The sequence below is a fragment of the Actinomadura sp. NPDC047616 genome (genome assembly GCF_040642915.1).
Lineage (GTDB): Bacteria > Actinomycetota > Actinomycetes > Streptosporangiales > Streptosporangiaceae > Spirillospora > Spirillospora miaoliensis.
Genome location: NZ_JBEYTB010000003.1, coordinates 24,520 through 48,939, shown reverse-complemented (window position 1 = coordinate 48,939; position 24,420 = coordinate 24,520). Strand labels below are relative to the sequence as shown.

Below are 24,420 nucleotides of genomic sequence, written 5' to 3'. Positions count from 1 at the left end.
GCCGATGATGTCGATTTCGCTGCAGAAGGGGCAGAAGGTCTCCCTGACCAAACCCGGGGGAGGCGGTCTGACCCGCGTCAAGATGGGGCTGGGCTGGGACGCGGCGCCCCGCAAGGGGCTGTTCGGCCGCGCCAAGCCGCAGTCCATCGACCTGGACGCCTCCTGCCTGCTGTTCGACGCCGCCGGGAACCTGGCCGACTCGGTCTGGTTCCGGCAGCTGCGCAGCAAGGACGGCTCGGTGCTGCACACGGGCGACAACCTGACCGGTGAGGGGGAGGGCGACGACGAGGTCATCAACGTCGACCTGACCGCCGTCCCGGCGAACGTCACCCAGCTGGTGTTCACCGTCAACTCCTTCACCGGCCAGGACTTCTCGCAGATCCAGAACGCCTTCTGCCGCCTGGTCGACGAGACCACCGGCCAGGAGATCGCCCGCTACGAGCTGAGCGGCTCCGGGCAGCACAACGCCCAGATCATGGCCAAGGTCTCCCGGGACGGCGGCGGCTGGGCGATGACCGCGATCGGTGCCACCGCCACCGGCCGCACCTTCCAGCACCTCCTCCCGGCGGTCTCCGCCCACCTGTGACGGACGGGCACACCGACGGGCACCAACGGGCCGGGCGCGCGCCGTCTCACGGCGGCCGCGCCCGGCCGTTGTGTTCGATGCGCTCGGCCGCGCCGAGGGCGCGTTTCACGCCCGCGCCGGGACGGACGGGAACGTATCGGCGGTTCCGCTCGTTAGCGGACATACTCTGAAGTGTCCGTGGGCGTCCGATAACGGCGGCGGCCCAAGGCCCGGCCGCCGGCGCCCATGCGGCGGCGTGGTAAGGCGAGGGCGGGGCCCTTTCGGCGATGGGGAAGGACCCGGCGTGCGTCATTTCGACCACATCGACATCGGGCATCGCAAGCACCTGTTCTACCGGCACCCCCGGCCCTTCGGCCGGCACGACGACCCCGACGTGCTGGCGGTCGCGCTCGGCGCCACGCTGTACTGCCCGGCCACGCGCCCGTCCCTGGCGCGCGACATCGTCAAGGCGGCCCGGCGCGGCGTGGCGAGCATGGTGGTCTGCCTGGAGGACGCCATCGCCGACGCCGACGTCGCCGCGGCGGAGGCCAACGCCGTCCGGGCCTTCCGGGAGCTGTACGACCGCGACCCCGGCGCGGCCGACGACGAGCCCGGAGACGCCGCCCACGGCCGCGGCAACGGCCGGCCGCGCCGCGGCCCCGACATCCCGCTGCTGTTCGTCCGGGTGCGCACGGCCGAGCAGATCGGCGACCTGGTCGACCGGCTGGGCCCCGCAGCGGACCTGGTGAGCGGGTTCGTCCTGCCGAAGTTCACCGCCGCCGCCGGCGGCGCGTTCCTGGACGCGCTGGAGGACACCGCGGCCCGCACCGGGCGGCGGCTGCTGGCCATGCCGGTGATCGAGAGCCGTGAGGCCATCCACCGCGAGACGCGCGCCGACATGCTGCAGGACGTGGCGCGGCTGCTGGCCAAGCACCGCGACCGGGTGCTGGCGGTACGGCTGGGCGCGACCGACCTGTCGGCGGCCTACGGGCTGCGCCGGCCCCCGGACCTGACCATCTACGACATCCGCCCGGTCGCGGACGTCATCTCCGACGTCGTCAACATCCTGGGCCGCGCCGACGGCACCGGGTACGTGGTGACCGGCCCGGTGTGGGAGTACTTCTCGGCGGGGGAGCGCCTGTTCAAGCCGCAGCTGCGGCAGTCGCCGTTCGAGCGGCAGCGCGCGGCCCCGCTGCGGGAGCGGCTCATCACCTCCGACCTGGACGGGCTCATCCGCGAGGTGCACCTGGACAAGGCCAACGGGCTGCTCGGCAAGACCGTCATCCATCCCAGCCATGTCGCGGCGGTGCACGCGCTGTCGGTCGTCACCCACGAGGAGTACTGCGACGCCGCCGACATCCTCGGGGTGGCCGGGGGCGGCGCGATGGCCAGCGCCTACGCCAACAAGATGAACGAGGCCAAACCGCACCGGGCGTGGGCCGAACGGCTCATGCTGCGGGCGCGCGTGTTCGGGGTGGCGGCCGAGGGCGTCACGTTCGTGGAACTGCTGGAAGCGGCGGGCCGCCGGTGAGCCCCGGGGGCGAGGGCCCCGGGCGCGTCTGGCCCGGGGAGTGGGTCGCTGCGCGCCTGGGCGTGCGGCTCGTCGACGGGGAGCGGCCGGCCGGAGTGGGGCTGGCCGACCTGGTGGGGTTGGCGGTACGCCGCAATCCGCGTCGCGCGCATCTGCTGGTGTCGTCCGTCCTGGGCAAGCACGTGCCCACCGACCCGCGACTGGTGTACGGGGCCGGGCTGCTGCTGGGCCGCCTCGTGCGCGCGCGCCTGCGGCCCGAGCCGTTGGGCGCCGCCCTGCTCGCGGAGGCACTCTCCCACCAGGACGGGGCCGCCGCGGCGTTGCGGGACGCGCACAAGGGGCCGCATGCGCCCGTGCAGGCCGTGGTGTTCGGATACGCCGAAACGGCCACGGCCCTGGGGCACGCGGTCGCGGACGCCCTGGGCGACGCGTACTACCTGCACTCGACGCGGCGTCCCGTCCCCGGCTTCACCCCCTACGGCGCGTTCGAGGAGGAGCACAGCCACGCCACCAGCCACCTGATGCTGCCGGGGGATCCCGACGCGTTCGGCCGTGAGGCACCCGTGGTCCTGGTCGACGACGAGTTGTCCACCGGCACGACGGCGCTCAACACCATCCGCGCGCTGCACGCCGTACGGCCCCGGCGGCACTACATCGTCGCCGCGCTGGTCGACCTGCGGGACGACCGCGCGCGGGCGAGGACGCGAGAGCTCGCGGCCGACCTGGACGCCCGCATCGAGACCGTCTCACTGGCCGCAGGACGCGTCGAACTGCCCGCGGGCATCCTCCCGGCGGGGCAGCGCCTCGTCGCCTCGCTGTCGCACGATGCGCGCCGTACAGGAGGCGCCGCGCACGCCGTGCGGCGCGTCGACATCGGCTGGCCGGACGACCTGCCCGACGGCGGGCGGCACGGCTTCGGGCCCGACGACGGCCGGCGGCTCGCCAAGGAGCTGCCCGCCATGGCCGGCCGCCTGTCCCGCGCCCTGCCCGCCGGGCGGCGCCGCGTGCTGGTGCTGGGCTTCGAGGAACTGATGTACGCGCCGCTGCGGCTGGCCGAGGCCCTCGCCGACGCCCGGCCCGACCTGAGCGTCCGCTACTCGACCACGACGCGCTCGCCCGTGCTGGCCGTCGACGACCCCGGATACGCCATCCGCACCCGGCTGGTGTTCCCCGCCCACGACGACCCGTCCGACGGCCCCGGCGAACGCTACGCCTACAACGTCGCGCGCGGCTTCGACGCGATCGTCCTGGTCGTCGACGACGCCGGCGACACCCCCGCCCTGGCCGCCGGGCTGCTGCGCCGCCTCGCCGAGATCGCCGACGTGCTGCTGGTGACCGTCCCCGCCCATCGGAGGCAGAGCAGATGACCCCCGCGCCGCTGTACGGCCCGGACTTCGGCAGCTACCCGGCCGAGGACGTGGCCTGGCTGCTGAAGGACCTGTCCGGCGTCCGCCTGGAGGCCCCCACCGAGGAACGCGAGGCCGCGATCCAGGCGGGCCGCGCCCACTACGCCGAGTCGCTGCCGGTGGAGTACCAGCCCGGCCCCGAGTACCGGCGGCTGTTCCACCGGGCCCTGGAGGAGTCGGCCGAGCGCGTCGCCCACGCCGTCGGGCTGGTCACCGAGCTGGTGCTGGCCGCGCGCGGCCCCGACGCGGTGCTGGTGTCGCTGGCCCGCGCGGGCACCCCGGTCGGGATCCTGGCGCGGCGCTGGGCGCGGTTCGCGCACGGCCTGGACCTGCCGCACTACGCGATCAGCATCGTCCGCGGCCGCGGCATCGACACCGTCGCCCTGCGCCACCTGGCCGCGCACCACGACCCGGCGCGGGTCATGTTCGTGGACGGCTGGACGGGCAAGGGCGCGATCCTCCGCGAGCTGACCGCCGCGCTCGACGGGCACGCCGCCGCCACCGGCGTCCGCTTCCCCGCCGACCTGGCCGTGCTCGCCGACCCCGGCCGCTGCACGCCCCTGCACGGCACCCGCGACGACTTCCTCGTCCCGTCCGCCTGCCTGAACTCCACCGTGTCCGGCCTCGTCAGCCGGACCGTCCTCAACGACCGGCTGATCGGCCCCGGCGACTACCACGGCGCCAAGTTCTACGCCGAGCTCGCCGCCGACGATGTGTCGGCGGTGTTCCTGGACGCGGTGTGCGCCCGCTTCCCCGACGTCGCCGAACGCGTGGCCAAGGACGCCCCCGAGGCGCTCGACGCCGACCGCGCGGCCGGCCGCGCCGCCGACTGGTCGGGCTGGGAGGCGGTCCGCCGCGTCGGCGCCGAGCACGGCGTCGACGACCTCAACCTCGTCAAGCCGGGCGTGGGGGAGACCACGCGGGTGCTGCTGCGCCGCGTCCCGTGGAAGGTCCTGGCGCGCGCCGACGCCGGGGCCGAGCTGGACCACATCCGGCTGCTGGCCGCCGAACGCGGCGTCCCCGTGGCCGAGGTCGACCCGGCGGCCCTCCCGTACGCCTGCGTCGGCCTCATCCACCCCCGCTTCGCGAAGGGACGCGCCCAGTGAACGACGTCCTGGTGTGCTCCGACCTGGACCGCACCCTGATCTACTCGGCGGCCGCGCTCGGCCTGCGGGGCCGCGACGCGGACATGCCGCGCCTGCTGTGCGTGGAGCTCTACCAGGGCGCCCCGCTGTCCTACGTCACCGAGACCGCCGCCCGCGACCTGGAGACGCTGGCGGACGCGGCCGCCCTCGTCCCGGTGACGACCCGCACGCCCGAGCAGTACGCCCGCGTCCACCTGCTGGACAAGCCGCCCGCGTACGCGATCTGCGCCAACGGCGGCCACATCCTCGTGGACGGCGTGGACGACGCCGACTGGGCCGCCGCCGTACGGGCCCGCGTCGCCGACGGACGCGCCCCGCTGGCGGAGATCCGCGCCCACCTCGCCGCCACCGCCGGCGAGTTCGTGCTGAAACGGCGCGTCGCCTCCGACCTGTTCGCCTACCTGGTGGTGGACCGGGCCGCCCTGCCGCCCGGCTGGTTCGACGACCTCACCGGCTGGTGCGCCGGACGCGGCTGGCGCACGTCCCTGCAGGGCCGCAAGATCTACTGCCTGCCCGAGCCGCTCACCAAGGCCGCCGCGGCCGCCGAGGTCGCCCGCCGCGTCGGCGCCGGGACGATGCTGGCCGCCGGCGACTCCCTCCTGGACACCGAACTGCTGGACGCCGCCGACGCCGCGATCCGCCCCGCCCACGGCGAACTCCACGACACCGGCTGGACGGCCCCCCACACCACCGTGACCGCCGCCCAGGGCATCGCCGCGGGCGAGGAGATCGCCACCTGGCTCCTGGCCCGCGCCACGGCCGCCCCGCCGCCCCGGCCATCCGCTCCCTGGCGCACCTTGTGATCGTTCACCGTGCACTCCGCCGGAATGGGGGCAAACTTCATCCGTCCGGGGGTCGCCGTGACGGCGTTGGAGGTTCACAATCGCGGTATCCCTCGATGCGTTGAGGCGCGGCGGCCCCTTCGCGGGTGGCCAGAACGCGATCGGGAGGTCACGCTTAGCTCATGGGCACCCGGTTGACCGGCGACGAGACGACGCTGTGGAAGGCGGCGGCCCGGGTGCTGGACGCCAACTGGACGGGGACGGGCACCATCCCGTCACCCGCCCTGTACCCGCACCAGTGGGCCTGGGACTCGGCGTTCGTCAGCATGGGCCTGGCCAGGCACCGCCGCGACCGCGCCGAACGCGAACTCCTGTCGTTGTTCCGCGGCCAGTGGGCTACGGGGCTGCTGCCGCACATCGTCTTCAACACCCGGATGCCCCGGCACGCCTACTTCCCCGGGCCCGACCTGTGGCGCAGCGACCTGCAGGACGCCGCGCCCCGGGACGTCCCCACGTCCGGCCTCACACACCCCCCGCTGCACGCCCTGGCCGCCCTGCGCCTGCACGAGTGCGCGGGCCCCGCCGACGCCGACCGCAGCCGCGCCTTCCTCGCCCGCCTCTACCCGATGCTCGTCGCCCAGCACCGCTATCTGGCCCGCTGCCGCGACCTGGGGGCCGGAGGGCTCGTCGCCATCTGCCACCCCTGGGAATCGGGCCTGGACAACAGCCCCGCCTGGGACGGGCCCCTCGGCGCCCTGCAACTGCCGCCCGTCGCGTACGCGCCCGAGCACGTCCCCCGCACCCTGCCCACCGGCGAGGACTACGACCGCTACGTACGGCTCGTCACCCTGCTGCGCGGCGCCGGATACTGCGACGAGTACCTGCGCGACACCCATCCCTTCGCCGTCGAGGACCCCCTCGTCAACGCCACCTACCTGGCCTCCACCCACGCCCTCGCCGAGATGGCCGAGATCATCGGCGGGGACCCGGTGCCGCACCGCGAGACCGCCCAGCGCGTCCACCACGCCCTGCTCGACCGCCTGTGGGACGGCGACACCGGCTGCTTCCGCGCCCGCGACCTGCGCGGCGGCCGGCTGCTGCCCGCCGTCACCGTCGCCTCGTTCGGCCCCCTGCTCGACCCCGACCTGCCCGGCCCCGTCGTCCGCGACCTGGTCGACCTGCTGCTGTCGGCCCGTTTCGCCGGGGCCGCCGGGTACCCCGTGCCGACCTGCGACATCCAGGCGCCCTCCTTCGACCGCGGCGGCTACTGGCGCGGCCCCACCTGGATCAACACCAACTGGCTGCTGTGGCACGGCGCCCTCGGCCACGGCCTCACGGTCGTCGCCGACCTGCTCTACGGCGCCACCATGCGGCTGGTGCGCCAGTCGGGCTTCCGCGAGTACTTCGACCCGTTCGACGGCACCGGCCGCGGCAGCCACGACTGCAGCTGGTCGGCCGCCCTCGTCCTGGACCTCCTGGGCGCCCGCCGCGCACCCCGCGCCGCCTGAGCCGCTGATCGCCTACCGTGGGATCATGCGCCTACGCCGCACGGCCGCCGCCCTCCGCCCGGGCCGCCTCCCCGCCGAGATCCGCGACGCCCTCGCCCTGGAACGCGGCGAACGGCCCCTCGCCTCAGCGGCCACCCGGGGCGGCTCGTACGTCGTCGCCACGTCCGCGGCCCTGCACCTGCCGACCGCCTCCGGCGGCTTCCACCGGCTGCCGTGGGAGCGCATCGACCAGGCGTCCTGGCAGGACGGCCACCTCCACGTCCACACCACCGGCGGCGGCCCCGAGTACCGCGTCCGGCTGCCCGACCCCGGATCGGTGCCCGAGACCGTCCGCGAACGCGTCACCGCCACCATCGTGGTCAGCCGACACGCCCGGCTGCCCGGCGGCGGATCCGTCCGCATCGCCGGACGGCGCCCGCCCGGCGGCGGCGACGTGCGCTGGTCCATGGTCTTCGAGGCCGGACTCGACCCCTCCGACCCGGGCCTGCGCGCCCAGGCCGAGCAGATCCTGGAGGACCTGCGCCGCCAGACGGGCCTGTGACGCCCCCGGCGCCGTCACTGCGACGCCGACGTCTCCTGCCGCGGATCGCGGTACTCCACCGGCGTCTCGGCGCCGTGATGCTGCCCCGGAATCCGCTTCTGCGCGGCCCCGGCCAGCTCCCCGGCCTTGCCCTTGGCCGCCCCGGCCAGCTCCTCGCCGCGCGCCCGCAGCACCCCCGCCGTCTCCTGCACGGTCGGGTTCTCCATCAGCCGCCGCGACATCCGCTTGATCTGCTCGTACCGCTCGCGCCCAGCCCTGGTGCCCAGGACGTAGCCGACCGCGGCACCCGCGATGAAGGTCGCTCGGTACTTCATGCCCACCCCCGGTGTAGAGGATCGTGTGGCACGACATACCCGCCCACGGCCGCCCCAGTCTCCCCACCGGATATGCCTGCGCGAACAGGTCCCCGAATGCGCTAACCTAGACGCGCCGACCAGGGGAGCCCCCTGGAAGGCAGGACGATCCCGCGTAGCTCAATCGGCAGAGCGTCCGGCTGTTAACCGGCAGGTTACTGGTTCGAGTCCAGTCGCGGGAGCTGGGGCACCCTACTCAGTGCGGCTTCGCTGCACTTTCGTTTGGGGTGCTCCCTTCGTATCTCCCGGGGGGCGACCCCCGGAACCCCCGCTGCGGCTCGCGTAGAACGCTCGCCGCGTGTGGCTGATCCCCCCTGCGGCTCCACCGCAGGATCCCCTTACTCGTCGCGGCTTCGCCGCAACTTCGCCCGGGCCCGTCAGTCTTCCGGGTGAGCGGCTCCCGGAGCGCCCCGGCTGCGGCTCGCGTGGAACGCTCGCCACGCCCGGCTGATCTTCTCCCTGCGGCTCCACCGGGTTTTTTGCTTGTTGCGGCTTTGCTGGGGTTCGTTGATCTTCCGGGGAATGGGTGCGGGGGGAGCGGTGGCGTGCCTCGGTGGGGGAGGCACGGGCCGCGTTGGTTTGGGTGTGGCGGTGGGGTCAGGTGTTGCGGTGTTGTACGAAGCGGAGCATGTTGCCGGCGGGGTCGCGGAAGGCGCAGTCGCGGACGCCGTACGGCTGGTCGATCGGCTCCTGCAGGACCTCGGCGCCTGAGGCCTGGATGTGGTCGAACGTGGCGTCGCAGTCGTCGGTCGAGAAGATCACACCGCGCAGCATGCCCTTGGCCAGCAGCTCGGCCATGGCCTGCTTGTCGCTCGGCGAGGCGTTGGGGTTGGCGATGGGCGGCTCCAGCACGATCTCCACGTCGGGCTGCGACGGCGAGCCGACGGTCACCCAGCGCATCCCCTCGAAACCGACGTCGTTGCGGACCTCGAAACCGAGCACGTCCCGGTAGAAGGCGAGCGCCTTGTCGTGGTCGTCCACGGCGATGAAGCACTGTGACAGCTTGATGTCCATGCGTTCACGCTACGGGCGGGCGGCCCGTCCCGCTTCTCCGTTCCTGATCGGCCGCGTGAAGATCTTCGCGACGCACGCCGGAATGGCCGCGCCCTGGTCGTGGGCGCGGGCCCGGTACGCGCTCGGGCTCTCGCCCACCAGCTCGGTGAACCGCGTGCTGAACGACCCCAGCGACGTGCACCCGACCGCGAAGCAGACCTCCGTCACCGACATGTCGCCGCGCCGCAGCAGCGCCTTGGCCCGCTCGATCCGGCGCGTCATCAGGTAGCTGTACGGCGTTTCGCCGAAGGCGGCGCGGAAGCTGCGCGAGAAGTGGCCGGGCGACATGTGGGCCGCCCGGGCCAGCGCCGGGACGTCGAGGGGCTCGGCGTAGTCGCGGTCCATCAGGTCGCGGGCCCGGCGGAGCCGGACCAGGTCTTCGAGCGTCACCTGACCAGCATGGCACGGCCTGGGTGCCGTGCTCGGGATCGGGCTTGTTTGGGGGTGGTGGGCGGCTTTGGGCTGGTCGGGGTGGGTATGCGAGTTGAGAAGGGTGGCGTTCCGCGGCGGCGGGGCGGTCTGTGTGCGGGGGGCGTGATGAAGGCCAAGCACTGGAACGTCGACATCTTCATCGGGGAGAGCGACGACGACACCGAGACGCGGGCTCGGGCCGTGTTGAACGCGGGGGGCAGCGTCACCGTGACGGGGTACGGGCAGGCGCGGCGCAACCCGATCGACCGGCCGGTGCCCGAGATCGGGGACGAGCTGGCCGCCAGCCGGGCGCTGACCGATCTGGCGGACCGGCTGCGCGGGGTGGCCGGCGAGGACATAGCCCGGATGGCGGGCCCCGCGTATCCCACCACCTAGGCGGCGGGTTCGGGGAGGATCTGGCGGGTGCCGGGGGTGCCCGTGCCGCGCGGCCGCCATTCCCGGGGGTAGCCGACCGAGACCTCCTCGAACCGCACGCCGTCGTGCCACATCGTCCGGGGGATGTGCAGGTGGCCGTAGACGACGGCGGCGGCACGGAACCGGACGTGCCAGTCGGCCGTGCGCTCGGTGCCGCACCACAGGGCGAACTCGGGGTACCACAGGACGCGGGTGGGGTGGCGGGTCAGCGGCCAGTGGTTGATCAGGACGGTGGGGTGGTCCAGGCCGGTCAGCCGCCTCTCGGTCGCGGCCAGGCGGGCGTGGCACCAGGCGTCCAGGGTGGGGTACGGGTCCGGGTGCAGCAGCTTCTCGTCGGTGCAGACGACCCCCGCCTCGTAGGCCGCCTTGAGGGCCTGCAGTTTGGTGGACGTGCCCTCCGGGCGGAAGGTGTAGTCGTACAGCAGGAACAGCGGCGCGACGATCACCGGACCGCCCTCGCCCCGCCAGAGGGGGTAGGGGTCCTCGGGGGTGGTCACGTCGAGCTCGCGGCACATGTCGACGAGGGCGTGGTAGCGCTCCTCGCCGCGCAGCCCGACGGGGTCGCCCGGCGGCGTCCACAGCTCGTGGTTGCCGGGGCACCAGATGACCTTGGCGAAGCGGTCGCGGAGGGTGGCCAGGGCCCAGCGCACGTCGGCGAAGCGGTCGGCGACGTCGCCCGCGACGATCAGCCAGTCGTCGGGGGACCCGGGACGCAGGCCGTCGACCAGTTCGCGGTTCTCCGGATGCCCCACGTGCACGTCGCTGATGGCGAGCAGTCTGCCGGTCATGGATTCCATCTCACGGGGTCGCGGCGCGCCGATCAAGTCCCGCCCGCTGGCCGTACGGATCGGGCCGCTGGGCGGACGGCGCGCGGCCACTGGCCGACCGGGCGGGTCCGCTGGCCGCATCCGCCCGCCGAACCGGATGACGCGGCGCGGCGGGTCGGCCTAGATGGCATGCGGGACGGGCGATTCGGGGGCACCCCGCCCAGGCCCCGCCCCGAGAGAGGATCCCGAGATGCTCACCACGTTCCTGCTACCGGCGTCGGTCGGCGGCAAGCCGTCCGACGTGCGGCTCGGCCACGACCTGATCGGCGCATGGCGGCGCGACGGGGTCGTCCAGGTCGCCGTCGACCCCGTCCAGGCCCAGCGGACCGTCACCGCGATCACGGCGGCGCGGCGGTTCTTCTCCATGCCGCTGGAGTACAAGGCGCGGCACGTCAGCCCGCTCAGCTACAGCGGCTACGTCACCTCGGGGGACGACGGCGCCGAGGTGTTCACCGTCTGCAAGGACGTGCCGGAGGGCGACGTCCGGGTGCGCGAGCGCTGGCCCTGCCACGGCCCGGTGCCGTGGCCCGACCTGGAGTACCGGCTGGCCATGCGGGCGTTCATGGACGAGCTCGGCGGCATCGGCGACCGGCTGCTGCGGCTGGCCGCGCTGGGTCTCGGCCTGCCGTGCGCCGACGAGCTGACCCGGCTGACCGCCGACGGCTGGCACCACATGCGGGCGCTGCGCCTGCCCGCCCGCGCCGAGGGCGGCCCGGCCGCCCATCCGGTGCACGGCCTGCTGGTGATGGCGGCGCTGGACGAGACGGGCGGGCTGTACGTGCGGCGGCCCATGGACGGGCGCGCCGAGGCGTGGTCGTTCGTGCGGCCCGAGCCGTACACGCTGGCCGTGTTCCCCGGCGAGGTCATGGGGTTCCTCACCGGGGGCGTGCTGCCGTCCACGTGGCACCGGGTCGCGTCGGCGGAGCGGGACCGGTACGCGCTGACCTACTTCCACGAGCCCAGCTTCGAGGCCGAGCTGCGCCCCCTCAAGGGCGGTGGCCGCCTGCACTACGGCACGCACCTGACCAAGACGTTCATGCGCTCCTACCCCGAGCGGGAGGCGACGCGGCGGATCCGCGAGGACGGCCGCCTGGAGGTGCTCGGACGGCTGCGCGACGCCGCGTCGGTGCCGTGACCCGGGCTAGCGTTGCGCCATGGACGTCGTCATCGCGGTGGTCGCGGCTCTCACGCTCACCTGGGCGCCGGTGCTGCTGTGGTGGCGGGCCCGGGGACGCCGCGGCGACCTGGGCGGCCCGGCGCAGCGCGCCACGTTCGAGACCCTGCACACCGCCTCGCGCGCGGCCCCCGAGCTGCGCGCGGGCCTGACCGGGCAGGGCGCGCAGAAGGCGGCGCGGCATCTGCGCGCCCTGCTCGGCTCGGCCGCGCTGGCGATCACCGACGGGGAGCGGGTGCTGGCCTGGGACGGGGCGGGCGAGCACCACGCCGAGCAGGCGCTCGACCACGCGTCCGGCACCCTGGACGGCGGGCGGGTGCGGGTGCTGGGCCCGGACGGCGTGGACTGCGGCCGCCTGGACTGCCCGGTGCGGCGCGCGGCGGTGGTGCCGCTGACCACCGACGACCGGGTGGTGGGCACGCTGGCCGTCTACGGGGAGGAGGTGCCCGCCGGGCTGATCCGCGCCGCCGAGGAGGTGGCGCGGTGGGTGGACGCCCAGCTGGAGCTGGCCGAGCTGGACCGGTCGCGGACGCTGCTGATGGAGGCGGAGATGCGGGCGCTGCGGGCGCAGATCTCCCCGCACTTCATCTACAACTCGCTGACCACGATCGCCGCGTTCGTGCGCAGCGACCCCGAGCGGGCCCGCGAGCTGCTGCTGGAGTTCGCCGACTTCACCCGCTACTCCTTCCGGCGGCACGGCGACTTCACCACGCTGGCCGAGGAGCTGCGCTCGATCGACCGGTACCTGCTGCTGCAGCGCGCCAGGTTCGGCGACGACCTGCGGGTGACGCTGCGGATCGCGCAGGAGGTACTGCCGGTGGCGGTGCCGTTCCTGTGCCTGCAGCCGCTGGTGGAGAACGCCGTCCGGCACGGCCTGCAGGACCGGTCCGGGCCGGGACGGATCACGATCGTGGCCGAGGACGCCGGGTCGGACTGCGTGATCAGCGTGGAGGACGACGGCGTCGGCATGGACCCCGCCTGGCTGCGCCGCGTCCTGGCCGGGGAACGCGGGACGGGCGCCGTGGACGGGGAGGCGCCGGACGCGGCGGGCATCGGGCTGGCCAACGTCGACGCGCGGCTCCGCCAGGTGTACGGGGACGGCTACGGCCTGGAGGTCGACACCGGCATCGGCGCCGGGACGAAGGTCACGGTGCGGGTGCCCAAGTACGCGCCGGGCGTCACGGCCCCCTGGCAGGGACAGACCCGGCCGAAGCCCGCCGAAGCGGGTTGACAGGGCGTTCTACGATATCGCCGAGATGTGACGTGCGACACCGGGGAGGCTGAGTGCCGGGCGGCCTGCGCGTCCTGGCGGTGGACGACGAGGCGCCCGCCCTGGACGATCTGGTTCATCTGCTTCGGGCCGACCCGCGCATCGGCACCGTGCACACCGCCCGGGACGGGGCGGGCGCGCTGCGCTGCCTCGACAGGGCGCTGGCCGAGGGGCGTCCGGTCGACGCGGTCTTCCTCGACATCCGCATGCCCGGGCTGGACGGCACGGTGCTGGGGCGGGTGCTGGCGCAGTTCGCCCGCGCCCCGCACATCGTGTTCGTCACCGCGTTCGAGGAGCACGCGGTCGACGCGTTCGAGATCAAGGCGACCGACTACATCCTCAAGCCGGTGCGGCCGGAGCGGCTCGCCGAGGCGATCCGCCGCGTCTCGCAGAGCGGCGGCCCGGCCGGTGCGAGCGGGTCCGGCGGCCCGGGGGCGCCCGCGGGCGGCGAGGGGCACGCGCCGCGTCCCGAGCCGGAGCCGATGCCGGTGGAGCTGGCGGGGGTGACCAGGTTCGTCGCGCCCGCCGAGGTGCTGTACGTGGAGGCGCAGGGAGACTACGCGCGCCTGCACACCCCGAACGGCAGCCACCTGGTGCGCATCCCGCTGGCGGCGCTGGAGGAGCGGTGGCGGGACGCGGGGTTCGTGCGCGTGCACCGCAGCCACCTGGTGGCGCTGGCGGGCATCGAGGAACTGCGGCTGGACTCGGGCCGCTGCACGATCCTGGTCGGCGGCACCGAGCTGCCGGTGAGCCGCCGGCACGTGCGCGAGCTGCGCGACCTGCTCGTCCGCAACGCCCGGCGGCCCACATGACCGAGCCGGACGGGCGCGGCGCGGCCCGGACCGACGAGCGCGAGACGACGCCTCCCCGGCCCGCGGGCGAGGCGGGGGGCGACGCGCCCGCGCCCGGGCGGACGCGGGTGACCGGGCCGCGCGCCCGGGCCTCGCGGCGGCTGCGGCATCCGGTGACGCGCGAGATCGACGAGCAGACCGGGCTCGGCGAGGCGTACATGCGCTCGCTGGTGCAGGCGCAGCTGCGGCTCGCGGTGCGGCTGTGCACGGTGCTGGCGGTCGTGGTCGGCGGGCTCCCCGCGCTGTTCGCGCTGTTCCCGGAGCTGCGCGACCAGCGGGTGGCGGGCCTGCCGCTGGCGTGGGTGCTGCTGGGCGGTCTGGTCTACCCGTGGTTCGTGGCGTGCGGCTGGTGGTACGTCCGGCAGGCCGAACGCAACGAGCGCGACTTCGCCGACCTGGTCGACAACCCCTGGGCCGACCGGAAGCCGTGATGAATCCCGCCTACGGCCTGGCCGGGATCGCGGTGGTGGTCGCGGCCACCGTGCTCATCGGCACGCTCGGCCTGCGCATCTCCCGCACCACCTCCGACTTCTACGTGGCGTCCCGCACGGTGACGCCGCTGCGCAACGCCTCGGCGATCGGCGGGGAGTACCTGTCGGCGGCCTCGTTCCTGGGCGTGGCGGGGCTGATCCTGGCGTTCGGCGCCGACATGCTGTGGCTGCCGGTCGGCTGGACCGGCGGCTACCTGGTGCTGCTGGTGCTGGTGTCGGCGCCGCTGCGCCGCTCGGGCGCCTACACCCTGCCCGACTTCGCCGAGGCGCGGCTGGAGTCGATGGCGGTGCGCCGCGTCACCAGCGTGCTGGTGGTGCTGATCGGCTGGCTGTACATGATGCCGCAGTTCCAGAGCGCCGGGCTGGTGCTGCGGACGGTGGCGGGCGCGCCGGTGTGGGCGGGCCCGCTGCTGATCACCGTTGTCGTCGCGGTGAACGTGCTGGCGGGCGGCATGCGCAGCATCACGCTCGTCCAGGCGTTCCAGTACTGGCTGAAGCTGACCGCGCTGGCCGTGCCGCTGGTGTTCCTGCTGCTGGCGTGGCGGTTCGACGGCGCGCCCGGCCTGGACCGCGACGCCGCCCCGCGTTTTCCCGAGCGCACCACCGTGACCGTCGGCGCCGCCGTCACCGTCGAGGTGGCCGCGCCGGTGACGGTGACGGCCACCGGGCGGGTGGACGGCCGGTCCCACGACGGCGCCGCGGTGACGCTGACGCCGGGGCCGCACGCGGTCGGCCGCGACACCACGCTGACGTTCCCGCGCGGCGCCGTGGTGCCGCACGTGGAGGACATCCCCGCGCGCACCGACCGGCAGTGGGCGATGCCGCTGGACGGCCGCGAGCACTCGCTGTACGCGACGTACTCGCTGATCCTGGCCACGTTCCTCGGCACGATGGGCCTGCCGCACGTGCTGGTGCGCTTCTACACCAACCCCGACGGGCGGACGGCGCGCCGCACCACCGTCATGGTGCTGTCGCTGCTCGGCGCGTTCTACCTGCTGCCCGGGGTGTACGGGGCGCTGGGCCGCCTCTACACGCCCGAGCTGCTCATGACCGGCCGTACCGACGCGGTGGTGCTGACGCTGCCCGGACGGGTGTTCGGCGGGCCGGCGGGCGACCTGCTGGGCGCGCTGGTGACCGGCGGGGCGGTGGCGGCGTTCCTGTCGACCTCGTCCGGGCTGACGGTGTCGGTGGCCGGGGTGCTCGGGCAGGACATCCTGCGCGGCGGCGTGCGCTCGTTCCGGGCGGCGACGCTGCTGGCGCTGGCCGTGCCGCTGGCGCTGTCGGTCGCGGCGCGCTCGCTGGCGGTGGCGGACGTGGTGGGGCTGGCGTTCGCGGTCGCGGCGTCCACGTTCTGCCCGCTGCTGGTGCTGGGCATCTGGTGGCGGCGGCTGACGGTGGCGGGCGCGCTGGCCGGGCTGGTCACCGGGGGAGTGCTGGCGGGCACGGCGGTGGTCGTCACGGTCGCCGGGGGCGCGCCGGAGGGGCTGGCGGGCGCGCTGCTGTCGCAGCCCGCCGCCTGGACGGTGCCGATCGCGTTCGCCGTCATGATCGGGGTGTCGCTGGCCACGCCGCGGGGCGTCCCGCCGGGCGTGGCGCGCATGATGGTGCGCCTGCACACCCCCGAGTCGCTGAACGTCGACCGCGGCACCTGGCGGCCCAAGCGCGTCTGAGGGCCCGCGCTCCCGGGCGTCCGAACGGACATGACCGGAGGAGGCGGGCGAACAAGCGCTCGGCGGGTGGCGCGTCCGGGATGCCGTTCGTCGCGCCAAATCGACCGTTCACCGACGAGGACGGACGGGTCGTCGCGCACGAGCGGCAGCTGACCGCACGGTGGCGCGCACCGTCTCGTCCGATCGCCGGACGACCTCTAGCGTGACGTGACCGACGTCACAGCCGAGGAGGATCAGTGGCCGTAGAGCACCATCCCACTTCCACGGTCTACGAACGCGTCCAGCAGGGCCCGGACTTCCAGGAGCTGCGGCGCCGGTTCCGCGCGTTCGCCTTCCCGGCGACCGCCGCGTTCCTCGCCTGGTACCTGCTGTACGTGGTGCTGTCGGGCTGGGCGCGCGACTTCATGGGCACCAAGGTCGTCGGGTTCATCAACATCGCGCTGATCTTCGGCCTGCTGCAGTTCGTGTCGACGTTCCTGATCGCCTGGCAGTACTCCCGGCACGCCGAGCGCAAGCTCGACCCGCTGGCCGACCGGCTGCGCGCCGAGGTGGAGGGCGACGGCGACGCCGGCGCCGCCGCCACGGCCGCCGACGGCGACGCGGGGAAGGAGAACCGATGAGCCACGAGACCCTCGCCGTCATCCTGTTCCTGACGTTCGTCGCCGGGACGCTGGCGATCACCGTCTGGGCCAGCCGCAACACCAAGGACGCCACCGACTACTACGCGGGCGGACGCTCGTTCTCCGGCGTCCAGAACGGCCTGGCCATCGGCGGCGACTACATGTCGGCCGCCTCGTTCCTCGGCATCGCCGGCCTGATCGCGCTGTACGGGTACGACGGGTTCCTGTACTCGATCGGGTTCCTGGTGGCCTGGCTGGTGGCGCTGCTGCTGGTGGCCGAGCTGCTGCGCAACTCGGGCCGGTTCACCATGGCCGACGTGCTGGCGTTCCGGATGAGCCCGCGGCCGGTGCGCACCGCGGCGGGCGTGTCCACGATCGCGGTGTCGATCTTCTACCTGCTGGCGCAGATGGTGGGCGCGGGCGCGCTGGTGGCGCTGCTGTTCGGGTTCACCAGCGACTTCGCCAAGAACGCCACGATCGTGCTGGTCGGCGCGCTGATGATCATCTACGTGACGGTCGGCGGCATGAAGGGCACCACCTGGGTGCAGATCGTCAAGGCCGTGCTGCTGATGGGCGGCGCCACCCTGGTCACCCTGCTGGTGCTGGGCAAGTTCGGGTTCAACCTGTCGACGCTGCTGCGCGACGCCGCCGACCAGAGCGGCAAGGGCGAGGCGTTCCTGGAGCCCGGCCTGCGCTACGCCACCGAGGCGTCCGGCCTGACCGGCAAGCTCGACCTCATCAGCCTGGGCCTGGCGCTGGTGCTGGGCACCGCGGGCCTGCCGCACATCCTCATCCGCTTCTACACCGTCCCGACCTCCCGCGACGCCCGCAAGTCGGTGCTGTGGGGCATCGGCCTCATCGGCGTGTTCTACCTGCTGACGCTGGTGCTGGGCTTCGGCGCCGCCGCGCTGGTGGGCAGCGACGCCATCCGCAAGGAGAACCCGGCGGGCAACACCGCCGCGCCCCAGCTGGCCCAGGAGATCGGCAACCGGGTGTTCGGCGACGCGGGCGGCACGATCCTGCTGGCGGTCATCGCGGCGGTGGCGTTCGCGACGATCCTGGCGGTGGTGGCCGGGCTGACGCTGGCGTCCTCGTCGTCCTTCGCCCACGACCTGTACGCCCACGTGTTCAAGCGGGGCAAGGCCACCGAGCGCGAGGAGGTGCGGGTCGCCCGCATCGCCGCCCTGGTCATCGGCGCGGTGTCGATCGTGCTCGGCATCTACGCGCAGCGGCTGAACGTGGCGTTCCTGGTGGCGCTGGCGTTCGCGGTCGCCGCGTCCGGCAACCTGCCCGCCATCCTCTACAGCCTGTTCTGGAAGCGGTTCAACACCTCCGGCGCGGTCGCGGCGATCTACGGCGGGCTCGGCTCGGCGGTGTTCCTGGTGACGTTCTCGCCGGTGGTGTCCGGCAAGGAGACCGCGCTGTTCACCGGCGCCGACTTCGCCTGGTTCCCGCTGGAGAACCCGGGGATCGTGTCCATCCCGTTCGGGTTCCTGTGCGGCTGGCTCGGCACGGTGCTGAGCAAGGAGTACAACAACGCCAAGTACGCCGAGATCGAGGTGCGTTCACTGACCGGGGCGGGCGCGGAAGGCGCCGTACACCACTGAGCGTCCGCCCCTCCGAACTCCGGGGACGCAGGGGCCGGCTCCCCCCCCCGCCCGAGCACCGGCCCCGCCCCGCCCCGCCGCCCCGGAGACAGGTCCCGGCCCCGTCCTTACCGCCCCCAAGGACGGGGCCGGGCCATGCGCGGGGCAGGGCACGTGCGGGGCCGGGGCGTGCGCGGGGCCGGCGTTCGCGCGGGGACGATTGACCCGGCGCCGGTGGGTAGAGGACCTGCATGGCGGTCACGGTGGCGCTGGCCGGGGACACGATGCTCGGCCGTGGTGTGGCGGAGCGTCTCGCCGAGACCGGTCCGCACGCGCTGTTCTCCGACGGGGTGCGCGAGGCGTTCGCCGAGGCGGACCTGGCGGTGCTGAACCTGGAGTGCTGCGTGTCCGCGCGCGGACGACCGTGGCCCGCGCCCGGCAAGGCGTTCCACTTCCGCGCGCCCCCGATCGCCGTGGAGTCGCTGACCTATCTCGGCGTCGACTGCGTCAACCTCGCCAACAACCACGCACTGGACTTCGGCGCCGACGCGCTCGCCGACACCCGCGAGCACCTGGCCGCGGCGGGCATCGCCGCGGTCGGTGCCGGCGAGGACGAGGCGCACGCCCGCGCCCCGGTGTTCCTGGAGGCCCGGGACGCGCGGATCGCCGTCATCGGCGTCACCGACCACCCGGCCGACTTCGCGGCGGGGCCGCACCGCCCCGGCGTGGCGTACGCCGACCTGGCCGCCGGGACGCCGGGCCGGCTGGTCGACACGGTCCGCGCGCTGCGCGAGGAGGCCGACGCTGTGCTGGTGATGCCGCACTGGGGGCCGAACATGCTGCCCGAGCCGCTGCGGTACGTGCGGCGCGCGGCCGACGCGCTGGCCGGGGCGGGCGCCACCCTGGTCGCCGGGACGTCCGCGCACGTCTTCCAGGGCGTCGCGGGCCGGGTGCTGTTCGACCTCGGCGACTTCATCGACGACTACGTGGTCGACCGGCTGCTGCGCAACGACCTGGGGCTGCTGTTCCTGGTGACGCTGGAACGCCGCGGCGAGCGGGCGAGGCTGACGCCCGTGCGGCTGGAGGCGGTGCCGCTGCGGCTGCACTTCGCGCGCACGCGGCTGGCCGCGGGCGCCGACCGCAGGTGGATCGGCGGCCGGTTCACCGAGGCGTGCCGCGAGTTCGGCACCCCGGTCGCCGAGGACGGCGGCCGGCTCGTGGTGCGCATGGGCTGATCATGGAGCTGACGCTGCTGGGAGCGGGGGCGGCGAAGCCGCCCCGCATCGGCGCCATCGACGCCGGCGAGGGGCCGCCGTCCGGAGAGCGGGGCGTCGAGGGCCGCGTCCACCGGATGTGAGGAGGAGCGCGATGGCGATGCTTGTGGGCTGTTCGGGCTGGCAGTACGCGCACTGGCGCGGAGTGCTGTACCCGCAGGGCGTGCCGCAGCGGCTGTGGCTGGAGCGGTACGCCGAATGCTTCGAGACGGTGGAGAGCAACGCCGCGTTCTACCGGCTGCCCAAGCGGGAGACGTTCGAGAACTGGGCCGCCCGCACGCCCGACGGGTTCGTCATGGCGGTGAAGGCCAGCCGGTTCCTCACCCACATCAAACGGCTGCAGGAGCCCGCCGAGCCCGTCGCCCGCCTCATGGAGGCGGCGCAGGGGCTCGGCGGCAAGCTCGGCCCGATCCTGCTGCAGCTCCCCCCGACCCTGCACGCCGACGCCGACCGGCTCGCCGCGTGCCTGGCCCGCTTCCCGGCCGGGGTGCGCGTCGCCGTCGAGCCGCGGCACCCGAGCTGGTGGACCGACGAGATCCGCGCCGTGCTGGAACGGCACGGCGCGGCCCTGTGCTGGGCGGACGTCCTCAGCCGCCCCGTCACCCCGCTGTGGCGCACGGCCGACTGGGGATACGTGCGGCTGCACCAGGGGGCGGCCGTGCCGTGGCCCGCTTACGGCGACCAGGCCCTCACGTCCTGGATCCGGCGCGTCGGCGGCGCCTGGGAGCCCGGCGCCGACGTCTACGTCTACTTCAACAACGACCCCGGCGGGGCGGCCGTCCGCAACGCCCTGCGCTTCACCGAGCTGGCGCGGCGGGCCCGGGTTTCGGACGCGGTCAGGTGATCTTTTTGGCGGCCTTGAGGGTCTGCGCGAGCGTCTCCAGGATCGGCGCGCAGCCGGTGTAGGAGAAGACCGGTTCGGGCTGCCAGCCGATGACCTGGTTCGCCTTGACGGCGGGCAGGTCCTTCCAGGACGGCCTGGAACCGAGGTCCTTGGGCTGCAGGGCCTGCGTACGGCTGTCCAGCATGATCACGTCGGCCCGGTACTTGTCGGCGTTCTCCCAGCTCAGGCCCTCGAAGTAGCCGTCCTTGTCGATCTTGTCGGGAACGATGACGTCGACGCCGAGCTCGCGGAAGTACATCAGGTCGCTGTTCTTGCCGGGGTTGGAGGCGTAGAACAGGTCGGGGCTGGCGGAGGCGGCCAGCACCTTGATGCCCTTGTTGGCGGCCACCGCGTCGCGCACCGCCTGGGCCGCCTTGTCGAACCGGGCCTTGGCCTGGGCGACCTGCGCGCTCCTGGTGTCGGCGCCGAGCGCGGCGGCCAGCTGGGCGAAGCGCTCGATCGGCTTGGGCAGCGCGGCGGAGCCGGTGGACACGGCGATGCTGGGCGCCAGCGCGAAGATCTTCTCCTTGCTCTCGGCGGGCACGTAGAACAGCTTGCCGGGCACGAACATGTTGTCGATCAGCAGTTCGGGCCGCAGCGCGGCGTACTTCTCCAGGTTGAACTCGCCGTAGGCGTTGCCGATGATCGTCACCTTGTCGACCGGGACCCGGCCCGCCTGCGGGTCGGGACGCCCGTCCTTGAGCCTGGTCGGCCCGTACACGCCCACGATCTGGTCGGTGACGCCGAAGTCGTGCAGGGCGGCGGCGGAGCCGATGTAGGCGACCACCCGCCGCGGCCGGGACTTCAGCGAGACCTTGGTGCCTCGGTCGTCGGTGAACGTCCAGGCGCCCGAGCCCGATCCGGAGCGGTCCGCGGACGAGTCGCCGCCCCCGCAGGCGGCCAGCAGCGCGCCGAGGGCGGCCGCGCCGCCCGCGCCGAGCGCGGTACGGCGGGTGAGCAGGGGCAGACGGGCTGTGTCAGACATCGCGCATCGTTCTTTCCGTTACTGGAGGGACCCATGTCCGAATTGTGGCTTAGGTTAACCTAACCTAATATCTTGTCCAGAGCCGGGCGCCGTCCCCCTCCCCGCCGGAGCACCGAGTTGTCCCTGACCACCTCCCCGCCCGTCCCCGAGGCCCGGGCGCCCGCCGCCGGACGCCGGATGACGCGCGCCGCCGGGCTGGCGGCGGCCGCGGGCGTACTGCTCGTCCTCGTGCTGCTGAGCCTGGCCGTCGGCGCCAAACCGCTGTCGCCCGGTGAGGTGTGGCGCGGGCTCGTCGACGAGGCGTCGTCCGGCTACCCGGTCGTCCACCAGATGCGGCTGCCGCGCACGCTGCTCGGGCTGCTGGTGGGCATGGCGCTGGGCCTGGCCGGGGCCGTCATGCAGTCGCTCACCCGCAACCCGATCGCCGACCCGGGACTGCTGGGCATCAGCGCGGGCGCGGCCGCGGCGGTGGTGTCGGCCATCTCCTTCCTCGGGATCGTGTCGTTCCTGGGCTTCGTGTGGTTCGCGTTGGCGGGGGCCGGCGCGGTGGCCGTCGTGCTGTACGCGGTGGGCGGCGGACGCCACGCCACCCCGGCCCGGCTCGCCCTCGCCGGGGCCGCCCTCAACGCCGCGCTCTACTCCTACGTCAACGCCGTGCAGCTGCTCGACACCGTGTCGCTCGACCGCATGCGGTTCTGGACGGTCGGGTCACTGGCCGCGGCACAAGGCGACACCGTCGTGCGCGTCGCGCCGTTCATCGCCCTCGGGCTGGTGCTGGCGCTCGCACTGGCGCGCCCCCTGAACGCCCTCACCATGGGCGACGACGCGGCGCGCGCGCTGGGCACGTCCCCGGGCCGCACCCGCGCCGTGGGGATCGTCACCGTGACCCTGCTGTGCGGGGCGGCCACGGCGGCGTGCGGGCCGATCGTGTTCGTCGGCCTCATGGTGCCGCACCTGGTGCGCGCCCTGACCGGCCCCGACCTGCGCTGGCTGCTGCCGTACTGCGCCGTGCTGTCGCCCGCCATCATGCTCGGCGCCGACGTGCTGGGACGCGTCCTGGCACGGCCCTCCGAGGTTCAGGTCGGCATCGTCACCGCCGTGTTGGGAGGGCCGGTGTTCCTGCACTTCATCCGCCGCCGCCGGGCGGTGAACTCATGAGCGTGGCGCGGTACGGCGTCGTCCGGACGGGCACGGGCGGCGGGCTGTCCCTGCGGTTCCGGACCCGCGCGCTCGTCGTCGCGGCGGCATGCCTGCTGGTCGCGCTGGCGGTCGGCGTGCTGGCCATCGGCAGCGGCGACTACCCCATGGGCCCCGCCGAGGTGGTGCGCACGCTGCTCGGCGGCGGCGGCCCCGCCGAGACGTTCATCGTCCGCGAGCTGCGCCTGCCGCGCGCCGCGACCGCGCTGGCCGTCGGCGCTGCCCTCGGCCTGGCCGGCGCGATCTTCCAGTCGCTGGTGCGCAACCCGCTGGGCAGCCCCGACATCCTCGGCTTCACCCAGGGCGCGTCCGCCGGCGTGCTCGTCATGATCGCGGTGACCGGCGGGTCCGGCGTCGCGGTGGCGGGCGGCGCGGTCGCCGGCGGCGTGGTCACCGGCGTGGCGATCTACCTGCTGGCCGGACGGCACGGCGCGCACGGCCAGCGGCTGGTGCTCGTCGGCATCGGCGTGGCCGCCATGCTCACCGGCGTCAACGGCTACCTGCTCACCCGGGCGCAGATCACCGACGCCGCCCGTGCCGTGCTGTGGCTGACCGGCAGCCTGGACGGCCGCGACTGGGCCGACGCCGCGCCGCTGCTGGTCGCGCTGGCGGTGCTGGTGCCGCTGGTGGTGGTCGGCTGCGGCCGCCAGCTGCGCATGCTGGAACTCGGCGACGACGCCGCGCACGGCCTGGGCGTGCCGGTCCCCCGCGTCCGGACGCTGCTGCTGGCCACGGCGGTGCTGCTGGCCGCGTTCGCCGCCGCCGCGGCCGGGCCGGTGTCGTTCGTCGCGCTCACCGCGCCGCAGCTGGCGCGGCGCCTGACCCGCACCCCCGGCCCCAACCTGCTGCCGTCGCTGTGCATGGGCGCGGCGCTGCTGGTGACCGCCGACTTCGCGGGACAACGCACCTTCCCCGGCCACCAGCTGCCCGTGGGCGTGGTGACCGGGCTCCTGGGCGGCGCCTACCTCGTATGGCTGCTGGTGACCGAACGCAGAAACGGACGTATATGAGCACTGCTGACCTGCCCGGAGACGACAGGGCCCCGTCGTCCCGCGACGACGCCGGGGCGCGGTTGCGGGGGATGGAGCTGACGCTGGCCTACGAGCGGCGCACGATCGCCGAGGGGCTGAGCGTCGCGGTGCCCGACCGGTCGTTCACCGTGATCGTGGGGCCGAACGCGTGCGGCAAGTCGACGCTGCTGCGGGCGCTGGCGCGCATTCTCAAGCCCGCTGCCGGCACCGTCGTCCTGGACGGGCGGAGCATCACCGACTGGCCCGCCAAACGCTTGGCCCGCACCCTCGGGCTGCTTCCGCAGTCGTCCGTCGCCCCCGACGGCATCACCGTCGCCGACCTGGTGGCGCGCGGCCGCTACCCGCACCAGAGCCTCCTGCGGCAGTGGTCGAAGGAGGACGAACGGGTCATCGCCGAGTCCATGGCCGCCACCGGCGTGGCCGACCTGGCCGACCGTCCGGTCGACGAGCTGTCGGGCGGGCAGCGCCAGCGCGTGTGGATCGCCATGGTGCTGGCCCAGCAGACCCCGCTGCTGCTGCTGGACGAGCCCACCACCTACCTTGACATCGCCCACCAGATCGAGGTGCTGGACCTGTGCGCCCGCCTGCACGACGAGGGACGCACCGTCGTCGCCGTCCTGCACGACCTCAACCACGCCGCCCGCTACGCCACCCACCTGATCGCCATGCGCGGCGGGCGGATCGTCGCCGAGGGCGCCCCCGGCGACGTGGTCACGGCCGAACTCGTCGAGGAGGTGTTCCGCCTGCCCTGCCGAGTGATCGACGACCCGGAGAGCGGCACGCCGCTGGTCGTCCCGGCCGCGCGTCACCGCGTCCGCGTCTGAGGCCGCG

General features: G+C 74.2%; 25 protein-coding genes and 1 tRNA gene. 21 read left to right on the top strand and 5 right to left on the bottom strand.

The window, feature by feature from the left end; all coding sequences use genetic code 11:
- The first annotated feature begins 7 nt into the window (after positions 1-7).
- From ABZ801_RS07845 to ABZ801_RS07815, 7 genes are all read left to right on the top strand, one after another.
- Positions 8-586: a TerD family protein gene (locus ABZ801_RS07845; RefSeq protein ID WP_344944622.1), complete on the top strand. Its 579-nt coding sequence runs from the start codon at positions 8-10 to the stop codon at positions 584-586.
- Positions 587-869: 283 nt separating this feature from the next.
- Complete coding sequence (locus tag ABZ801_RS07840; RefSeq protein ID WP_360694279.1) at positions 870-2,096, top strand: HpcH/HpaI aldolase/citrate lyase family protein; 1,227 nt, start codon at positions 870-872, stop codon at positions 2,094-2,096.
- 62 nt (positions 2,097-2,158) lie between these two features.
- Positions 2,159-3,463: a phosphoribosyltransferase family protein gene (locus ABZ801_RS07835; RefSeq protein WP_360694276.1), complete on the top strand. Its 1,305-nt coding sequence runs from the start codon at positions 2,159-2,161 to the stop codon at positions 3,461-3,463.
- The gene (locus ABZ801_RS07830; protein WP_360694273.1) at positions 3,460-4,608 is read left to right on the top strand and encodes a cysteine protease StiP family protein; all 1,149 of its coding nucleotides are present in this window, start codon (positions 3,460-3,462) and stop codon (positions 4,606-4,608) included. The genes ABZ801_RS07835 and ABZ801_RS07830 overlap by 4 nt, the downstream gene beginning before the upstream one ends.
- Positions 4,605-5,450, top strand: coding sequence for an HAD family hydrolase (locus ABZ801_RS07825; RefSeq protein ID WP_360694270.1), 846 nt, complete (start codon positions 4,605-4,607; stop codon positions 5,448-5,450). Before ABZ801_RS07830 ends, ABZ801_RS07825 begins: the two co-directional genes overlap by 4 nt.
- Positions 5,451-5,611: 161 nt before the next feature.
- A complete protein-coding gene (locus ABZ801_RS07820; protein ID WP_344944608.1) occupies positions 5,612-6,937 on the top strand; it encodes a hypothetical protein in 1,326 nt (441 codons plus the stop codon).
- A gap of 25 nt (positions 6,938-6,962) precedes the next feature.
- Positions 6,963-7,478 (top strand): hypothetical protein, encoded by a 516-nt coding sequence (locus tag ABZ801_RS07815; RefSeq protein WP_360694267.1) that lies wholly within the window; start codon positions 6,963-6,965, stop codon positions 7,476-7,478.
- A 14-nt stretch (positions 7,479-7,492) separates the two neighbouring features.
- On the opposite strand, the gene ABZ801_RS07810 is transcribed toward ABZ801_RS07815, so the two are convergent.
- Positions 7,493-7,792, bottom strand: a complete 300-nt coding sequence (locus ABZ801_RS07810; RefSeq protein WP_344944602.1) for a YtxH domain-containing protein — start codon at positions 7,790-7,792, stop codon at positions 7,493-7,495.
- Positions 7,793-7,940: 148 nt separating this feature from the next.
- Here ABZ801_RS07810 and ABZ801_RS07805 point away from each other — a divergent pair.
- Positions 7,941-8,013 (top strand) — tRNA-Asn (locus ABZ801_RS07805).
- A 415-nt stretch (positions 8,014-8,428) separates the two neighbouring features.
- Here ABZ801_RS07805 and ABZ801_RS07800 read toward each other — a convergent pair.
- Together ABZ801_RS07800 and ABZ801_RS07795 are read right to left on the bottom strand one after the other, a co-directional pair.
- Complete coding sequence (locus tag ABZ801_RS07800; protein WP_360694264.1) at positions 8,429-8,845, bottom strand: VOC family protein; 417 nt, start codon at positions 8,843-8,845, stop codon at positions 8,429-8,431.
- A gap of 9 nt (positions 8,846-8,854) precedes the next feature.
- Entirely contained in the window at positions 8,855-9,229 is a 375-nt protein-coding gene (locus ABZ801_RS07795) for a helix-turn-helix transcriptional regulator (protein WP_344944645.1), read from the bottom strand.
- A 192-nt stretch (positions 9,230-9,421) separates the two neighbouring features.
- Between ABZ801_RS07795 and ABZ801_RS07790 the strand changes: the two genes are divergently transcribed.
- Positions 9,422-9,691 carry a DUF1876 domain-containing protein gene (locus tag ABZ801_RS07790; protein WP_344944598.1) on the top strand — a complete coding sequence of 90 codons (270 nt, stop codon included), beginning with the start codon at positions 9,422-9,424 and terminating at the stop codon, positions 9,689-9,691.
- On the opposite strand, the gene ABZ801_RS07785 is transcribed toward ABZ801_RS07790, so the two are convergent.
- Positions 9,688-10,518, bottom strand: coding sequence for a metallophosphoesterase (locus ABZ801_RS07785; RefSeq protein WP_344944596.1), 831 nt, complete (start codon positions 10,516-10,518; stop codon positions 9,688-9,690). The genes ABZ801_RS07790 and ABZ801_RS07785 overlap by 4 nt on opposite strands.
- 229 nt (positions 10,519-10,747) lie before the next feature.
- On the opposite strand from ABZ801_RS07785, the gene ABZ801_RS07780 reads away from it, so the two are divergent.
- From ABZ801_RS07780 to ABZ801_RS07740, 9 genes are all read left to right on the top strand, one after another.
- Entirely contained in the window at positions 10,748-11,692 is a 945-nt protein-coding gene (locus ABZ801_RS07780; protein WP_360694259.1) for a 2OG-Fe(II) oxygenase family protein, read from the top strand.
- A gap of 19 nt (positions 11,693-11,711) precedes the next feature.
- Complete coding sequence (locus ABZ801_RS07775; RefSeq protein WP_360694256.1) at positions 11,712-12,962, top strand: histidine kinase; 1,251 nt, start codon at positions 11,712-11,714, stop codon at positions 12,960-12,962.
- A gap of 53 nt (positions 12,963-13,015) precedes the next feature.
- The gene (locus ABZ801_RS07770) at positions 13,016-13,813 is read left to right on the top strand and encodes a LytTR family DNA-binding domain-containing protein (protein ID WP_360694253.1); all 798 of its coding nucleotides are present in this window, start codon (positions 13,016-13,018) and stop codon (positions 13,811-13,813) included.
- Entirely contained in the window at positions 13,810-14,283 is a 474-nt protein-coding gene (locus ABZ801_RS07765; RefSeq protein WP_360694250.1) for a hypothetical protein, read from the top strand. Before ABZ801_RS07770 ends, ABZ801_RS07765 begins: the two co-directional genes overlap by 4 nt.
- Positions 14,283-16,013 carry a cation acetate symporter gene (locus ABZ801_RS07760; protein ID WP_344944581.1) on the top strand — a complete coding sequence of 577 codons (1,731 nt, stop codon included), beginning with the start codon at positions 14,283-14,285 and terminating at the stop codon, positions 16,011-16,013. The genes ABZ801_RS07765 and ABZ801_RS07760 overlap by 1 nt, the downstream gene beginning before the upstream one ends.
- Before the next feature lie 236 nt (positions 16,014-16,249).
- A complete protein-coding gene (locus ABZ801_RS07755; protein WP_360694246.1) occupies positions 16,250-16,633 on the top strand; it encodes a DUF485 domain-containing protein in 384 nt (127 codons plus the stop codon).
- Positions 16,630-18,240, top strand: a complete 1,611-nt coding sequence (locus tag ABZ801_RS07750) for a cation acetate symporter (protein WP_344944575.1) — start codon at positions 16,630-16,632, stop codon at positions 18,238-18,240. Before ABZ801_RS07755 ends, ABZ801_RS07750 begins: the two co-directional genes overlap by 4 nt.
- Before the next feature lie 230 nt (positions 18,241-18,470).
- On the top strand, positions 18,471-19,454 hold the full coding sequence (locus tag ABZ801_RS07745; protein WP_360694243.1) for a CapA family protein: 984 nt from the start codon (positions 18,471-18,473) through the stop codon (positions 19,452-19,454).
- A gap of 133 nt (positions 19,455-19,587) precedes the next feature.
- Entirely contained in the window at positions 19,588-20,337 is a 750-nt protein-coding gene (locus ABZ801_RS07740; RefSeq protein ID WP_344944569.1) for a DUF72 domain-containing protein, read from the top strand.
- On the opposite strand, the gene ABZ801_RS07735 is transcribed toward ABZ801_RS07740, so the two are convergent.
- Positions 20,330-21,361: an ABC transporter substrate-binding protein gene (locus tag ABZ801_RS07735; RefSeq protein WP_360694240.1), complete on the bottom strand. Its 1,032-nt coding sequence runs from the start codon at positions 21,359-21,361 to the stop codon at positions 20,330-20,332. The genes ABZ801_RS07740 and ABZ801_RS07735 overlap by 8 nt on opposite strands.
- 72 nt (positions 21,362-21,433) lie before the next feature.
- Between ABZ801_RS07735 and ABZ801_RS07730 the strand changes: the two genes are divergently transcribed.
- The 3 genes from ABZ801_RS07730 to ABZ801_RS07720 are packed head-to-tail and all read left to right on the top strand — an operon-like array spanning position 21,434 to position 24,413.
- Positions 21,434-22,519, top strand: a complete 1,086-nt coding sequence (locus tag ABZ801_RS07730; protein ID WP_360694237.1) for an iron chelate uptake ABC transporter family permease subunit — start codon at positions 21,434-21,436, stop codon at positions 22,517-22,519.
- Positions 22,516-23,568: an iron chelate uptake ABC transporter family permease subunit gene (locus ABZ801_RS07725; protein WP_360694234.1), complete on the top strand. Its 1,053-nt coding sequence runs from the start codon at positions 22,516-22,518 to the stop codon at positions 23,566-23,568. The genes ABZ801_RS07730 and ABZ801_RS07725 overlap by 4 nt, the downstream gene beginning before the upstream one ends.
- Positions 23,565-24,413, top strand: coding sequence for an ABC transporter ATP-binding protein (locus ABZ801_RS07720; protein WP_360694231.1), 849 nt, complete (start codon positions 23,565-23,567; stop codon positions 24,411-24,413). Before ABZ801_RS07725 ends, ABZ801_RS07720 begins: the two co-directional genes overlap by 4 nt.
- The last annotated feature ends 7 nt before the right edge of the window (positions 24,414-24,420 follow it).

Bases quoted from the DNA above. Each gene is read 5' to 3' on its own strand.
- ABZ801_RS07785 (WP_344944596.1), bottom strand. From the start codon at position 10,518: ATGACCGGCAGACTGCTCGCCATCAGCGACGTGCACGTGGGGCATCCG.
- ABZ801_RS07720 (WP_360694231.1), top strand. From the start codon at position 23,565: ATGAGCACTGCTGACCTGCCCGGAGACGACAGGGCCCCGTCGTCCCGC.
- ABZ801_RS07815 (WP_360694267.1), top strand. From the start codon at position 6,963: ATGCGCCTACGCCGCACGGCCGCCGCCCTCCGCCCGGGCCGCCTCCCC.
- ABZ801_RS07820 (WP_344944608.1), top strand. From the start codon at position 5,612: ATGGGCACCCGGTTGACCGGCGACGAGACGACGCTGTGGAAGGCGGCG.
- ABZ801_RS07735 (WP_360694240.1), bottom strand. From the start codon at position 21,361: ATGTCTGACACAGCCCGTCTGCCCCTGCTCACCCGCCGTACCGCGCTC.
- ABZ801_RS07765 (WP_360694250.1), top strand. From the start codon at position 13,810: ATGACCGAGCCGGACGGGCGCGGCGCGGCCCGGACCGACGAGCGCGAG.
- ABZ801_RS07800 (WP_360694264.1), bottom strand. From the start codon at position 8,845: ATGGACATCAAGCTGTCACAGTGCTTCATCGCCGTGGACGACCACGAC.
- ABZ801_RS07745 (WP_360694243.1), top strand. From the start codon at position 18,471: ATGGCGGTCACGGTGGCGCTGGCCGGGGACACGATGCTCGGCCGTGGT.
- ABZ801_RS07780 (WP_360694259.1), top strand. From the start codon at position 10,748: ATGCTCACCACGTTCCTGCTACCGGCGTCGGTCGGCGGCAAGCCGTCC.
- ABZ801_RS07830 (WP_360694273.1), top strand. From the start codon at position 3,460: ATGACCCCCGCGCCGCTGTACGGCCCGGACTTCGGCAGCTACCCGGCC.
- ABZ801_RS07810 (WP_344944602.1), bottom strand. From the start codon at position 7,792: ATGAAGTACCGAGCGACCTTCATCGCGGGTGCCGCGGTCGGCTACGTC.
- ABZ801_RS07740 (WP_344944569.1), top strand. From the start codon at position 19,588: ATGGCGATGCTTGTGGGCTGTTCGGGCTGGCAGTACGCGCACTGGCGC.
- ABZ801_RS07795 (WP_344944645.1), bottom strand. From the start codon at position 9,229: ATGGACCGCGACTACGCCGAGCCCCTCGACGTCCCGGCGCTGGCCCGG.
- ABZ801_RS07725 (WP_360694234.1), top strand. From the start codon at position 22,516: ATGAGCGTGGCGCGGTACGGCGTCGTCCGGACGGGCACGGGCGGCGGG.
- ABZ801_RS07790 (WP_344944598.1), top strand. From the start codon at position 9,422: ATGAAGGCCAAGCACTGGAACGTCGACATCTTCATCGGGGAGAGCGAC.
- ABZ801_RS07845 (WP_344944622.1), top strand. From the start codon at position 8: ATGTCGATTTCGCTGCAGAAGGGGCAGAAGGTCTCCCTGACCAAACCC.
- ABZ801_RS07760 (WP_344944581.1), top strand. From the start codon at position 14,283: ATGAATCCCGCCTACGGCCTGGCCGGGATCGCGGTGGTGGTCGCGGCC.
- ABZ801_RS07775 (WP_360694256.1), top strand. From the start codon at position 11,712: ATGGACGTCGTCATCGCGGTGGTCGCGGCTCTCACGCTCACCTGGGCG.
- ABZ801_RS07750 (WP_344944575.1), top strand. From the start codon at position 16,630: ATGAGCCACGAGACCCTCGCCGTCATCCTGTTCCTGACGTTCGTCGCC.